This window comes from Dyadobacter luteus, from assembly GCF_003383615.1.
Taxonomy (GTDB): Bacteria; Bacteroidota; Bacteroidia; order Cytophagales; family Spirosomataceae; genus Dyadobacter; species Dyadobacter luteus.
In genome coordinates this window covers 340,927-355,721 of record NZ_QNUL01000001.1, presented here as the reverse complement: position 1 = coordinate 355,721, position 14,795 = coordinate 340,927, and the positions used below count along the sequence as shown (strand labels likewise).

Annotated in this window: 12 protein-coding genes; 8 read left to right on the top strand and 4 right to left on the bottom strand. The window is 44.4% G+C overall.

Annotation, left to right across the window (positions count from 1 at the left end; all coding sequences use genetic code 11):
• Nucleotides 1–108: 108 nt before the first annotated feature.
• On the bottom strand, nt 109–3,144 hold the full coding sequence (locus DSL64_RS01425; protein ID WP_115828849.1) for a T9SS type A sorting domain-containing protein: 3,036 nt from the start codon (nt 3,142–3,144) through the stop codon (nt 109–111).
• A 492-nt stretch (nt 3,145–3,636) separates the two neighbouring features.
• On the opposite strand from DSL64_RS01425, the gene DSL64_RS01415 reads away from it, so the two are divergent.
• A complete protein-coding gene (locus DSL64_RS01415; protein ID WP_115828847.1) occupies nt 3,637–3,972 on the top strand; it encodes a tRNA-binding protein in 336 nt (111 codons plus the stop codon).
• Between the two features lie 36 nt (nt 3,973–4,008).
• Here DSL64_RS01415 and DSL64_RS01410 read toward each other — a convergent pair whose 3' ends face one another.
• From DSL64_RS01410 to DSL64_RS01400, 3 genes are all read right to left on the bottom strand, one after another.
• Entirely contained in the window at nt 4,009–4,359 is a 351-nt protein-coding gene (locus DSL64_RS01410) for a DUF4260 domain-containing protein (RefSeq protein ID WP_115829139.1), read from the bottom strand.
• A gap of 73 nt (nt 4,360–4,432) precedes the next feature.
• Nucleotides 4,433–5,014: a Crp/Fnr family transcriptional regulator gene (locus DSL64_RS01405; RefSeq protein WP_115828846.1), complete on the bottom strand. Its 582-nt coding sequence runs from the start codon at nt 5,012–5,014 to the stop codon at nt 4,433–4,435.
• 53 nt (nt 5,015–5,067) lie between these two features.
• Nucleotides 5,068–5,805: an NUDIX hydrolase gene (locus tag DSL64_RS01400; RefSeq protein WP_115828845.1), complete on the bottom strand. Its 738-nt coding sequence runs from the start codon at nt 5,803–5,805 to the stop codon at nt 5,068–5,070.
• 198 nt (nt 5,806–6,003) lie between these two features.
• On the opposite strand from DSL64_RS01400, the gene DSL64_RS01395 reads away from it, so the two are divergent.
• From DSL64_RS01395 to DSL64_RS01365, 7 genes are all read left to right on the top strand, one after another.
• A complete protein-coding gene (locus DSL64_RS01395; protein ID WP_115828844.1) occupies nt 6,004–6,963 on the top strand; it encodes a TolB family protein in 960 nt (319 codons plus the stop codon).
• Nucleotides 6,964–6,985: 22 nt separating this feature from the next.
• A complete protein-coding gene (locus DSL64_RS01390) occupies nt 6,986–8,386 on the top strand; it encodes a Gfo/Idh/MocA family protein (RefSeq protein WP_115828843.1) in 1,401 nt (466 codons plus the stop codon).
• A gap of 174 nt (nt 8,387–8,560) precedes the next feature.
• The gene (locus DSL64_RS01385) at nt 8,561–9,136 is read left to right on the top strand and encodes an RNA polymerase sigma factor (RefSeq protein WP_115828842.1); all 576 of its coding nucleotides are present in this window, start codon (nt 8,561–8,563) and stop codon (nt 9,134–9,136) included.
• A 27-nt stretch (nt 9,137–9,163) separates the two neighbouring features.
• Complete coding sequence (locus DSL64_RS01380) at nt 9,164–9,823, top strand: hypothetical protein (protein WP_115828841.1); 660 nt, start codon at nt 9,164–9,166, stop codon at nt 9,821–9,823.
• Nucleotides 9,823–11,010 (top strand): DUF4374 domain-containing protein, encoded by a 1,188-nt coding sequence (locus DSL64_RS01375; protein ID WP_115828840.1) that lies wholly within the window; start codon nt 9,823–9,825, stop codon nt 11,008–11,010. The genes DSL64_RS01380 and DSL64_RS01375 overlap by 1 nt, the downstream gene beginning before the upstream one ends.
• 84 nt (nt 11,011–11,094) lie before the next feature.
• Nucleotides 11,095–12,399 (top strand): PepSY-associated TM helix domain-containing protein, encoded by a 1,305-nt coding sequence (locus DSL64_RS01370; protein WP_199539312.1) that lies wholly within the window; start codon nt 11,095–11,097, stop codon nt 12,397–12,399.
• 5 nt (nt 12,400–12,404) lie between these two features.
• Nucleotides 12,405–14,786, top strand: coding sequence for a TonB-dependent receptor (locus DSL64_RS01365; protein WP_147300312.1), 2,382 nt, complete (start codon nt 12,405–12,407; stop codon nt 14,784–14,786).
• The last annotated feature ends 9 nt before the right edge of the window (nt 14,787–14,795 follow it).

The window sequence follows — 14,795 nt, the reverse complement described above, 5'->3', positions numbered from 1 at the left end:
AGCAGATTGAATAAAAAAACATCCTTCCACCTGCTATTAATCAGAGCAGGTAGAAGGATGTTTTGCGTATTAAATAAAACCCAACTTGTTTGTGAGAAACTTATGCAGCTACTGTCTGACAAATGAGCCTTTGAAGTTTCCGATACTGTAAAAGTAAATGCCAGGGCTTAATCGGGAAACATCAATATCAGTTTTCTCGCTTCTGATCAATTGTGATTGGATCACCTTTTGTCCCATTACATTCAGTATGGATAATGCCCCTTCCGTTCTGTTACCTTTCAGGTCCAGTGTCAGGATATTTTTTACCGGATTAGGGTAAATAATAACAGGCTGTGCATGTCCATTTTTAACTGATCTTATAATTGAGTAAGCATATTTACCATCAAGGTCATTTTGTTTTAAACGGTAGTAATTTATACCGTTAAGCACTGAGGTGTCAGTCCAGTTGTAATGATTATCAGTCTGGCTGTTTCCGTACCCTTTCACAAACCCGATTTTTGTGAATCTGACCGCATCGCTGCTGCGCTCTATATCAAAGCCTGCGTTGCCTGTCTCATTGTGCGTGGTCCAATCAAGGCGTACGGTGTTTTCAATCGCTTTGGCAGTGAACATTCCCAGGCGTACGGGAAGTGCACTTTCATCCAGGGTAAGCTCCAAACTGGAAGCTGTTGTATCAAGGCCGGGTGCCAGGTAAGCATCAAACGGGCTGACACTACGCTGAGAAGCGCTGGTAATCCGGTTAAATACCGGTGTGCCGGTAGTCGTAGTCAGGTAATAGCTGCCAACAGGAGCCTGAATGCCTATGTAAACCCCGCCCGTAATGCCAACTTGCATGGTGCGGGCAGTGGTGATAGCTAGTCGTAAATTCGGTGTTGCGGCAACCGGCCCGGACCCTTGGAATACGAAGCTTCCATTACCATTGACAAGCACAGGTGTGTTGGCAGGTATTTTTCCGCTGATAATCACCTTTCCCATTATTTCCGGATCTGTGTATTCAAGCGTGTAGGCTTTTACTCCGGCGGGAATATTAGCTTCAAAAGGAAGTACCAACATTTTCAGGCCGTTTAATGTGCAGCTGTATGAGGCCATGGTGGCAGTGAAACCAGTTGGCGGATAGAAATCTGTTCCCATATCGCTAAGTTGCAGGTCTGCACAAATGCCACCGTAGACAACATTTGTTTTACCACTGAGCCCGGCATCCTGGGTGTAGAACACGGCATTTTTGTTAACAGCACTCGTATGCCAGTCTGTTTGCGCGGCGATATTGGTTACGCTGCCAAAATCGAAGGAAGTATAGCTTTTATCGTCCATGGCATCCAGGAGATAGCTGTCTGTACTGGCGTAGGGGCCTGAAAAACGATAGCCTCTTTCGCTGCCTACTGAGAAATAAACATTGGCAAATTTGAATGTCAGGATAGAACTGTAATTTCCATTACTGATTCCGATAATACCGCTGCACCCGTCCGTAAGCACGTTTTCTGAAATATCGAATACCCAGTCGAAGTTTTGTCGCCTGCTGAAATTAACGCTTCCATAATTATGTGAACTCAAAGCGCCGGCGCTGTTTACGTAATAAAGCGTTGTGTTACTGGATGAATACTGGTTGGTAGAGGTGAGATTTTCAACCCGGAAGACCAGCTTGTTAAACTTGCTGTTTAACTGTACATACCCGTTATCTGCCGTTTTGTTGGGGCTGATCAGTTGCTGGTCAAATTTAATCGTTGCTGTTTTGCCACTGAGCTGATATGCCGTTCCGAAGGCCGGATTTGTGACATTCTGGTTTTCTATTTTTCCAAAGTTAATCAGCTCGCTACTCATCTGAGAAACCTCGCGCTCGCCACTTTTGTCAAACACCAGCGTGGTAATACTCGAAGGAGCTATCGTTACCTTCGGGCGGGCTGTTTCTGTGGTAAATGCAATGCTGGTTTCAGCCATACTGGTTGAGCTTGTAGTCGTTACCGCTTTGCCGGAATTGGAAAGGAATGGCAGATCGACTGATAAATTGTAGGTGTTGGCCGATGAATTAATTACGACTACAAAAACCTTGTTGCCTGTTTCAGAAATATAACTTGAACCGTTCAGGAGACTTGTGTTGTCGTTCCAGATGTTTTGAATACGCTTTGCACCTGTAACATATTTGGCATAATGCGAAAGGACATGTCCCCGTTTGGTGATCTCGCCTGCCACTGTGCCAAATTGCCCGTCACCCATTTGCCCGTAATAACGCTTGGTGGCATAATGCACCCATGCATTGATATTGGCCAGCATTGCATCATTCAACCTGTTGGCAAAGTCGAATGCGTCGCGCTGCCAGTCATAGTTACGCGCGCCTCCATCAGCATTCCAATTGATCAGGTACTCAGTCATCCACACCTCTTTTCCCTGTGCCTGCACATTCAGGTGTCCTGTTTGAACGGCTCCGTATTGATGTCCGCCAAAGATATCAAAGTTGGCCAGCACTGCCGGGTCCATGAAAGCTGCTGCATAGTTGTCTGTAATACCGACACTCTCAGGGGCAATGATTTTGCAATTGATTTTGTCCGCATGGTTTTTGATAAAATTAGCCATCTGAGCGGGCGTCCAGATACATCCTGCATAATCGACCTGGTAATCCGGCTCGTTTTGCAATGAAATGGCCTCTAACTCCACGCCATTGGTACGCATATAAGTGACAAAATCGTCCAGGTATTTGGCGTAGGTGGCATAGTGCTCTTCTCTGAGATAAACCGGTCTGACAACACCACCATCATCGGTATATCTGGAGGCGATTGTGTTGTAGGTTTTCCATTCAGCAGGCATAGACCAGGGAGATGCGAAGATTTTCAGACCCAATGACTGTGCAAGTTGTGCTGTGGCAAGAGACTGCGGCCAATTGGTTTCTCCTACGGGAATGTATATACGCATTATATTGTAACCCGCTTCACTGCCTGCGCCCCACATTTTTCGGATCTCAGCTTCGCTAATATGATTGTAGCCAAACTGAGGACTGTTGACAAATCCGCCGAAACCGGTAATCTTTTGGTAGGAAATGTCTTTGTTTAACTTGACAGTTGCATTGACTGCCTGAGCACAAACATGCTGGTAACCGGAAATCAGGCCGGTAATGAGCAATACTTGTAATAAACTGAGTAATTTTCTTTTCATTTTTTCTACAAATTTGGATGGTTGAGTGCTGATCTGACGATGCGGTATTGCTGGTTGTACACAACAATGAGAGTAGGATCAAACGCCACGGGGCCGGTATCTGGGGAATTGAAAATGAGCATGATGTTTTGTGATTTACTTAATAAATAATATAATTTTATTTAGCAAAGTAAGTGAGCCGGAATCTGAATCGTGGACACAAATCGTCAAATTTGTAGCACTAATGTTCGAGGGTAAAAAAAATCATGACACTGATGTTTTCCCGATGAAAGGTCCTGAACAAATTTGTGCAGAGATGTTTATGGTTCGTCACCTTGGATAAAAAGCGAGGACGTATTGTTCATTTCAAGAAGGATATCTCCATTTAAAGTGTAAATGCTGACATGCCGGATATGTATGGCCTTCAGGAGATCAAATGTTAAAAAGTAAGTCAGTGATGGGTAACTTATGGATTGCGGCGACTAACTTTGGGGAAAAATTGAAAGACTTAGTATGCAAGAGATTTCCTGGGCAGATTTTGAAAAAGTAGAGTTAAGGGCAGGCACTATTATGGAAGCTTTCGTATTTCCCGAGGCCAGAAAACCTGCCTATAAAGTAAAAGTGGATTTTGGAGAATTTGGCATCCGGATGAGTAGCGCGCAAATCACCACGCACTACACCATCGAAGAGCTGGTAGGAAAACAAATCGTTGGGGTGATTAATTTTCCAAGAAAACAGATTGGTAAATTCATGTCCGAATTCCTGGTAACGGGCTTTGCAGATGCTGATGGGGCTATCGTGCTCACTACACTAGCGGGTAATGTCCCCAATGGAAGTAAAATGTGCTGAAATTGGTATTGAGAATTGCAGCACATTTTTATAACGCTACCTGCCGATTTCCCCCAAATGGGTAAATTTAAAACCAGTATTAAGTTTTAAGCCATATCCGAGCATTCTATCCATACTCGAATGTGCGTAGAGAATGATACCCGCCAATAGCAATTGATCACTCACCAGCCAGTAACCAACCAGGCCAATAACTACCGCTAATGCCTTGTGGTGGAATAAATTATAGAAAAAAGCTCCTGCTTTGTTGCCCAGTGCGTACCCGAGCATACTCAGGTCAGGCGATAGTAGTAAGGCAGGAAATATCCACCAGGCAAATGGTAGTTGATTAAACAAGATAATGGTAACGATAAACTGGGCTGCTTCTTCGACTTTGATCAGCGTTTTCATGATTTGATACATTAGATGATGATGCAAAGGTCAGGCGGGAAAAAGTCTTAAATTGTTAACTTAAGATAAGAAATCAGGAAAAAATAATACGCCGGCGGATGCGGCTCAGCGAAACAGGTGTGATACCCAAATAGGAGGCGATGTATTGCTGAGGGATGCGTTCGATGATCTTGCGCTTGATGGCAGTATTCATGAATTTGAGATAGCGCTCTTCCGGAGTAAGTGTAAGAAGTTCTGCCAGGCGCATATCCAGACCTGCAAACAGATACTCAGCCAGTTTCCGTCCGAAAACCTGATAGATCGGGTGACTTTCGTATAGATCTGTTAAAGTCTGATATTTGAAATAAATTAATTCACAGTCTTCCAGGGCTTGTATGGACATACTGCTGGGATTGTCGGTTACACATCCGAGATAATCAGCGATCAGGTTATTCTCAAAAAAGAAATAAGTGGTTTTTTCCTCTCCGTCCTTTTCGTAATAGAGCCTGCAGGAACCGCTGATCATGAAATAAATATCTCTGGAGATCTGCCCTTGCTTTACCAGAAACTCCTTTTTACGGATTGTTTTTACGACCATTTTCTCTGCAAGCGCCTGCCACTGCTGATCGTTCAGCTCAACAAAACGGCGCAGATAGGTTCGGAATTGATCAGTCATTGATAGGTGAGTTAGAGCAGAATATTCATGTCATTTTGATCCCGTACCTGGGATCAGGCCACGCTTTCTTTTTTGAATTTATAAAGATAAGGTGCGGTATTGGAAGCGCCGGTGTACTTTTTATGCAGTTTTTCCAATACATTCAGATCCATCATTTTCTTTTGGAAATTGTTGATTGGAAACGATTTCTCGTACACCGTTTCATACAACTGCTGTACTTCTTTTATCGTAAAAGTTTCAGGCAGGAGCTTAAAACCTATCAGTTTTTTATCCAGCCGTTCACGAAGTGCCTCCAGTGCATAGGTGATAATCTCCCTATGATCATGCATCATAGCCGGTATGTGATTGATACTGCACCATTCAAGGTAGTCGTCGAACTCACCGGGTTGTGTCTGTACTTTACTAATGTCCACAAGAGCGTAATAACCAACACATACAAAACGGCCTGTTATCCATTCAATAACCTCTTCACTGTACCGGTCACTGTCAAGTTTCCTTAACTCATTACTCAAATGGGCGTTGTTGGGGCTGTTAACAATCCGGTTTTCATCTCCGAAAATGCGGAACTGTTCCAGGTAAATATCCTCCAGACCGGTACGGTGCTTCAGTACCCTGCTTGCTGCTGCATCCACGCTTTCCGTCTTTTTGATATAACCGCCCGGCAACGACCAGCTTCCACCGCCCAATCTGTAATTGGAGATCAGGACTTTCAATTCTTTGTTTTCATAACCAAAAATCACACAGTCAATCGAAAGATGTGGAATGTATTGGTCGTAAGCTGATTTTTTCATTATTCACTTTTACCGGTAAGGTTGGCTACACGCAGCCGTGCTTCTGCAAATGTAATCAAATCTGAAAAACTTCGAATTCTTCAATATGGTATAATTTAAAGTTAGTTAAGGAATAAAATAATTTATATTCTTTTTTTTAGAATGTAAAAGTTTGTGTCTACATTCGCTTCTGCTCAATCACTTAAACATCTCTCAAACATGATCAGACAACCCATTTTACACCGGCATTTTCTTTCAGGTTGTTGCAAGCGGGTTCTTGCAGCTCTTTTGGTATTTTATGCATTGGATTCCTCGGCTCAGGTGAAAAAGGACACCACCAGTTATGTACAGACACTCGACATTTACAGCGGTAAAACAGATACTGTCATGGCGGTGAAAACCCATTTTGAAGCTCCCAACTGGCATCGGGATAATTATCTGATTTTGAATAGCAAGGGTAAAATCTATACGCTTGATCTGCCATCGAAAAAGCTGGCACAACTGAATACAGGATTTGCGGATCAGTCAAACAATGACCACGGTATATCGCCGGACGGCAAGTGGCTGGTGATCAGTCATAATGATAAGAAAGATCCATCTCCAAAGCCATATAAATCGGCCATTTATGTTTTACCGATAGAGGGGGGAGAACCACGCAGGATCACACCTGAGGTACCCTCGTTCTGGCATGGCTGGGCACCCAATGGTAAAACACTTGCTTACTGCGCAGAGCGGAACGGGAATTTTGATATTTACACAATAGGTATTGACGGCGGAACTGAGAAGCGGCTGACTACAGAGGAAGGCCTGGACGACGGACCTGACTATTCACCGGATGGAAAATACATTTACTTCAATTCCTACCGCACAGGGCACATGCAGATATGGCGCATGCATACGGATGGATCCAATCCCGAACAGCTGACTTTTGATACCAATTCCAATTGGTTTGCGCATCCTTCCCCGGATAATAAATGGATCGTATACATAGCCTATACCTCGGATCAAAAGCAAAGCCATCTCTTTGGGAAGGATGTGAAACTACGTCTGATGAATCTGCAGACCAAAGAGATCAAGGATCTGACACCCGTATTTTATGGCGGTCAGGGAACAATCAATGTGCCTTCATGGAGCCCGGACAGCAAGAAATTCGCATTTGTAAGTTACTCAGTTCAATAATCTTTTTTGCAAAAGTCATCTTATGGAAAAGCATAACAAGAATTCAAGAAGACAGTTTCTGGAACGCATCGGAGCTGTAGGTTTGGTAGCAGCCTCGTCACCACTCTCGTCTTTGGCTGCGCGTGAAAAAGCAGAGGAGCGTATCATGCATTATGAAAGACCAGGTTCGGCAAATGATAAAATCCGGATTGGAGTCATTGGTTACGGCGTGCAGGGGCATTTTGATCTTGATACAGCCCTGAAAGTCCCTGGCGTGGAACTGGCCGGAATCTGTGATTTGTACACCGGAAGAATTCAGAATGCCAAGGAGAAGTTTGGTAATCAGCTTTATACAACAAGGAACTACAAGGAGCTTCTGGACCGTAGTGATATTGATGCGGTGATCATCGCCACAACCGATGTGTGGCATGCCCGTATTACCCTGGACGCACTGGCGAAAGGAAAACATGTATACTGTGAAAAGCCGATGGTGTATAAAATCAGCGAAGGACACCAGGTAATTGCTGCGGCAAAAAAGTCGGGGAAGGTGCTGCAGGTGGGGAGTCAGCGGGTGAGCAGTATTGGTTACGCCAAAGCAAAGGAATTACTGGCGGCGGGCGAAATAGGAAAGCTCAACATGGTCAATGCGGTGTACGACCGGCAAAGTTCTATCGGTGCGTGGGAATACACCATTCCCAAAGATGCAGATGCCTCGACAACCGATTGGGATAAATTTATAGCAGTAACTGAAAAGATGCCTTTCGATGCCAGGAAATTTTTCTGGTGGCGTGCATTTAAAGAAGTAGGGACTGGCGTAGCAGGTGATTTATTCATTCACCTGTTGAGCGGGACGCATTTTATCACGGGCTCTAACGGACCTGAAAGCATATACAGCACGGGGCAGTTCAGTTATTGGAAGGATGGACGAAATCTGCCTGATGTCATGTCCGGAGTGATGCAATATCCCGATTCGCCTCAACATAACGCTTTCCAGTTGACACTACAGGTGAATTTTATCAGTGGGACGGGAGGGCAGGAGGTAATCAGGCTCGTTGGTTCAGAAGGAGTAATTGATGTGATGGGAAATGACATTAAGGTAAAGCATAGCTTGCTTCCAGAAGCACCAGGTTTCGGAGGATATGATTCTCTGTTTACTTTCCAGAAGAGCATGCAAGAGGAGATGAAAAAAGACTATGAAGCCAAATGGACTACGGAGCAGCGGAAAAGAAAAACAAAGGAAGATATAGTGTTTAAAGCGCCTGCCGGTTACGATGATCATCTGGACCATTTTACCAATTTCTTTGATTCAATCCGTACCAACAAACCGGTTATTGAAAACGTAGAATTCGGTTTCAGAGCTGCTGCGCCGGCTTTGGCATGTAACGAAAGTTATTTCAGCAAGAAGGTCATTCAGTGGGATCCTGTAAAAATGAAGTTGGGTTAAACGAGGAATTCTGGTATTCTTATCCATTCATTATCAATTGCTTGATGGTAAATGGATAAGAATGCTATGAAATTTTAATTCTCGTCGAACAAAGATTTTGAACACTTATTTGTAATTGTTCTATTTAAAATATATTACTTTGCGCTACGATCCTGAATATTCCCACTTCCTTCTATGTCCGATCCGCATATCATATCAGCAGCCGTTCAGGAGCAGCGTGCTGCGATTGTGAGTCAGCGGGATTTCGAAAATCTTTACAAACAATACGCCCCTTTTCTGTTAAGGGTTTGTCAGGCGTTATGCCATGATGAAAACCTTGCAGCCGATATGATGCAGGAGGTTTTTTGCTCCATATGGGATCGTAGGACTACTATTTCAGTAAAAGGTTCGTGGGAGAATTACCTTTACAGATGTGCTAAATATCAGTATTATAACCATCAGCGTAGTCTCTCCCGCTTCCGGACTGTACAGGACAGTGTATTTGCTGCAAGTGACGAAAGTGATGACAGCACCCAGGAGCACATCGAATACCGGGAGCTGACGCATAATGTTAATCAGCTGGTTGAGCAGCTTCCTGACCAGTGCCGGAAAGTGTATCAAATGAGCAGGGGCGAAGGATTAAATACCGCTGAAATTTCTAAAGAACTTTCTCTGTCAGAAAAAACAGTCAAAAATCATCTTACCAAAGCGCTGGGGTTCCTCAGACGGAATATTGAAGCTCTTTTTGCATTCATTTTTTTGATCAGCTAAAAAATATTTTTTTCTCACTAGGACTAAATGTCTGTTCAGGTTACTGGTTATTATACAAACCTGAACATGGACGAGGATTTACTGGATAGATATTTTGCCGGAACATGCACACCTGAGGAAAAAGCCCGTGTAGAGCTTTGGCTTCGGAAACCTGTTGCGGATGAAAAACGGCTACTATCCGAATCGTGGCAGAATGTATCGTTCTATATCCGGCAAGGATTAGTTCGTTCCTTCAATCCGTGGTCAACATATCTGGCCGCGGCATGCATGGTACTGGTGACACTGGGTGGTATTGGTTGGAAAATCGTGACACAGGACTACGTAGTGCGCAATGTATCTCAGCACTATGAGGCTTTTGATGCCAATGGCCTTCAGCTGAACCTGCCTCCGCAAGCGGCAGCGCGGGTTGTGCCCGGCGTGGTTTCCAATAGCGCTAATCTGGTATTCTGCGGAAATGTGCGTATTCACAATACTTCGAAAGAAGATATTGACATGAGGTTGAACCTGAGCTGTGTTAACGATAGCCATCAAAACAAGTCTATACTTTTAAAAGCAAGAAAGGATACGCGTTATGTCGCCTTTCAATATCATTTTAAGTCTGATGAACTCGTGGTTGTGGAAGAAGACAGGATTTTCGATCTGCCGCTTCCGTTACAGCAAAAAGCACTTGAAGTTTTAGAAATCTGATGCGAAAGAATTTTTTACTTCCCTGTTTTTTGGTGGCCTTGCTCATGAATTCCTGCGGGCAAAGTAAAACGGATAATACGTCGCATGATCATGAAGGGCAATATATTTTGTCGTTGAGTTTGCCTGCTCAGTCAGCATATCCATTTCAGGTAGTTCGCACTCCGGAAAGCGGTGTGGCGGATATCAGTAATGCAAGACCTATTCCCCAAGTTCCTAATAGCGTATTGGTTGCGGGAAAAGATGGTTTCGTTTATTTAAATTCGAAAGAGAAGCTCACCCGTTATGCGGTAAGAGCTGACAATAGTCTGGAAGAGAAAGGCTCCGTCCCTAATACAGGCCTTTTAGGAGGTCCAATATCGGCTTTTCTGGATCAGGATCGCCTTTTGGTGAGCACAGCTCCACGGCAGGTAAGCGACAGTCTTTTTGCTTATCAGATTATCAATACTTCTGATATGACAGAGGTGGTCAGCGGGAAGATAAAGCTTCCGGTTACGAAAGGGAGCGTGGCTTCACCCAGCATGTATATCGTGAAGGAAGGAAAAGTGCTGGTGCCGTACATTCACGCTGATGAGCAGAATCATGCTTACGGCAAGGCGAATTTGGCTATTTTTAATGCACAGGATATGACGTATGAAAAGACCATATCCACTGAGAATACGGCTTGCCTCGGCTATAGCGTAGTGTCTTCCCATGCTTTTACGGAGCATGGTGATCTTTATATTGTTTCCTCCAATTCCAATTACTGGGGTGGTAATGAATCTCTGCCATCTGGTATTGTTCGGATCAGAAAGGGGGAAACGGATTTCGATAAAAGCTATTTTTTGAATCTGAGTGCGCAATTGAATGGCAACCATTCAGGCGGGATGATCTATGCGGGGAGTGATAAAGTGGTTGTTCAGGTTTTTGAAAGCTCTCTTGTGAAGGCATACAAGGATTATCAGCAAGGCTATGTGATCAGTTATTACGAAGCAGATCTTAAATCAAAATCGCTGAAAAAGCTGGATGTGCCATTGAGTAAATATCCCAGAAGGGCATTGGAACGACTAAAAAACGGGAAAGTGGCTATTGCCATCAATGCTGAAAACGGAGAAAATGCCTTGTACATCTATGATGCAGATACAGGAACTGTGAAGAAAGGCCTCGTATACCATGGTGCAGAATACCTGAGCGGGCTGTTGGCCTTTTAAATATCCAATTCAGATAAATTTTTGTTTTGAGACGAAACCATTAGTTTCTGTCAGGATAAGTGTGTGTGAAATTGAAAGAAAATCATGAGTTCTGATTTTAAGCAGATGCGCAATACAGCGCCAAAAAAGTCCGGAAAAACAGCTCTGCGAAGAGTGAATAAGTGGCTGCATTTATGGCTTGGTCTGGCTTCAGGCATTGTGGTGTTTGTGGTATGCCTTACTGGTGCCATCTGGGTTTTTAATGAAGAAATCATGCGCTGGTTTGAACCTTCCATGCGGGTGGAGGTTCGCAATGAGGCAGTTGTCGAGCCTTCGAAAGTGTTATCAATAGCTGCAACCGCGTATCCTGAAAGCAAAACAACCTACGCTTACTACCAGCAAGGAACAGCGGTGAGAGTGGGAGTGGGAACGGAAGCCGATTCTGAAAGGTATATACTTTATCTGAATCCCTACGACGGACATATTCAGGGAAAAACAACTTATAAAAAAGGCGAAACAGCTTTTTTTGATTGGATTTTGGTTGGTCATCGCCATATATGGTTACCCCACGAAATCGGGCAGCCATTGGTCAATTATGGAACGTTGGTCTTTGTGATTTTGCTGATTACCGGGCTGATCTGGTGGTATCCGGCCAAATGGAATGCGGCTTCTCGTCAGAAAAGTTTCAACATCAAATGGAAGGCTGGCTGGAAAAGAATTAACCTTGATCTCCACAACGTTCTTGGTTTTTATGCATTGCTTGTCTCACTCGCGCTGGCACTCTCCGGAATGGTTTATGGAATCGCGTGGTATAGCAAAGGGCTGTACTGGGTTACTTCAGGCGGTGAAAGCGAACCGGAGTGGAAGCGCGTAAGCTCAGACACAACGCAGCAGGGAAAGCATTATTCCTATAATCAGGCGCTGGATCTGGTATGGGAAAGAATGATCACTGAGAATCCTTCATCAGGAGGATTTTATTACGCTTTTCCGGATTCTACACAGGCGCATTCCACCATCAGCATACGTACCTATCCCGCACCGGGCAGGTTTTATGATGTGGCCCGTCACACATTCGACAGGCATACTTTGAAGCGGTTAGAGTTCTTTGAGGTATTCGATAAAAGCTTTGAACAGGCTTCTGCGGGAGCAAAGCTTCGCCGAATGAACTACGACATTCACATTGGAACCATATTGGGTTTGCCTGGTAAAATCCTGGCGTTTGTCTGTTCGCTGATCGGCGCTTCTTTGCCGGTAACAGGTTTCATTGTCTGGTTTAACAGAAAAGGATTTGGTAAGAAAAATCGCAAGTCTAAATCACAGGTGAAGCCAGGAGCTATGCAGATTTCGACAAAAGCGATCTGTTTGGCGCTGCTTTTTTTAATTGAAAACATTCTTTTGTCTATATCGTGATTCGTTTGAGCCAACATAGTATCCTGTTGTTCACTTTCTGCATTATATGTTTAGGGAAAACATTCGCACAGCAAACGCACTCTTTCACTGGCAAAGTGCTGGACGAAGCAGAAAAGGCTGTTGTGGGAGCGTCTGTAAAAGTGCTGGATGGTAGGCAACATACGATTACGGATACTGATGGTACATTCAGTTTGCCACTTTCTTTCGGGAAATTCACATTGATAATCAGTAGTGTAGGTTTTAAAACCGAGCGCGTAGAGATCAGTGTAAATCATGCTACTTCGGGTGAAACCTTCAGATTACAGGCAGATATGAAAAATTTAGGTGAGGTAACGGTTCTTGGTAAAACAGATATCAGCCAGGTAAAAGAACGGGTCTTTGCAGTGGATGTACTGGATTTGAAGGGCATCGCGGGAAGGAACCTGGAAATTAACAGGCTTTTGGACGCTATGCCGGGAATAAGAGTAAGAGAAAGCGGAGGCATGGGTTCGGAGTTTAATTATTCTATACATGGTCTATCGGGAAAATCGGTGCGATTCTTTGTGGACGGTATACCTATGGAGGCGTATGGAACAGGCTATAGCATTCAAAACTTTCCTGTTAACTCACTCGACCATATTGAGGTTTATAAAGGAGTAACGCCCATAGAACTCAGCGGGGATGCACTTGGAGGCTCTGTGAATCTGATCACTCGAAAGGATCTGGGCGACTATCTGGATGTGTCTTACAGCATCGGATCTTTTCAGACGCATAAGGCGGAGCTCTCCGGAAAATGGCGTCAAAAAAACGGGCTCACTTTTCAGTTGAGCAGTTCTTACCGCTCTTCTGAAAATAATTACAGAGTATGGGGGCCTACTGTTGAAGTCGCCGATGAATTCGGGAAGCCCATTGCCGGCAAGAAATACAGACGCTTTAATGATGATTTTCGTGCAGTCAATGTAAAGGCAGAAGCCGGCATCACCGGTAAGCCCTGGGCAGATGCGCTGATGTTCGGAGTGATCGGTTCTGACATGGATAAAGGCGTGCAGACCGGCCGTACGATGGCGTTTGTATACGGTGAGGTGCGTTATGCAGAAAAGCTTCTGGCTCCCTCTATCAGGTATTCCAAAAAGAATGCGAAAGGTTTTAGTCTGGATATTTACGGTGTGATGAACCGGATGCAAGCGCAGACCACCGATACAAGTTCGAGGAAGTACAATTGGGCTCAGACCATTATAGGGCAGACACCGGGAGAACTGAACGGTATACGTGCTCAGAAATCCCGGTATGAGTTTCGAGATCGTAATGCCATGCTGATCTCCAGCGGCTCCTATGTTATTAATCCGCATCACACAATCGCAGCAAGTTTCTCTTTCAACACGACACGCAGGACGGGTAATGACCCTCTCGAAACAGCCGAATGGGCAATACCTTTTCGGGAGCCGCAGCACCTGAACCGGCATGCCGCGGCGCTGTCGTACCAAGCAGTTCTTTTAGACCAGCGTTGGACTAATTTGTTTTTTGTCAAGAATTTTGGCTACTCAGCTCGTACGAACATATACAATTACAATGGCGGCGCGCAAAAGGAACTGATTCCTTATTTCTCAGAAAGCAACAATTGGGGAGCGGGTTTGGGATCTAAGTTTCAGTTGAATCAGAGAAGTCTGGTGAAACTCTCCTTTGAAAGTACTGCACGTATGCCCGACGGCGTGGAGCTGATGGGAAATGGAAATACGATTCTGAATGCGCCTGGCCTCAGGCCTGAAAAAAGTAGCAATGTGAATGCAGGCATATCCCAATCATTCCGAACGGATACTGATAAATGGAGCTATGAACTCGGACTATTCTTCCGTGATACCCGTGATCTGATATGGTTGGGAGAAGGAGATCTGTATGGTACTGCGAGGTATGAGAATATTGATAAGTTAAGAAGTAAGGGAGGCGACCTGTCTGTCAGGTATGCCCGTAAGAACTGGCTGGAAGTCAACGCAGCAGTAACCTATCAGGATGTCCGCAACAGACAGCGTTTTACTGCATCAGGTGCCCGCAACATTGTCTACAACGACAAAATGAAAAATATGCCTTCGCTGATGGCGAATGGAGAAATCCGGCTCAAATATCCATCCGCTTTCGGAGCTTCCGGCGATCTGAGTTTTTATGCAGGCACCGATTATGTCCAGGGCTTTTTTCTTAGCTGGCCAAGCCTGGGCGACCGGTCTACTAAAAAAAGAATTCCTACACAATTTCTTGGCAATGCCGGAGTGACCTACAGTGTGTTGCAAAATGCGTTGAGCGTGAGTCTGGAATGCCGTAATATTTTTGATCGCCAGGTTTATGATAACTATTTACTGCAAAAGCCAGGGCGTTTTATGAGTTTGAATATCAGGTACTTTTTACATAATCAATAAATCAATTAA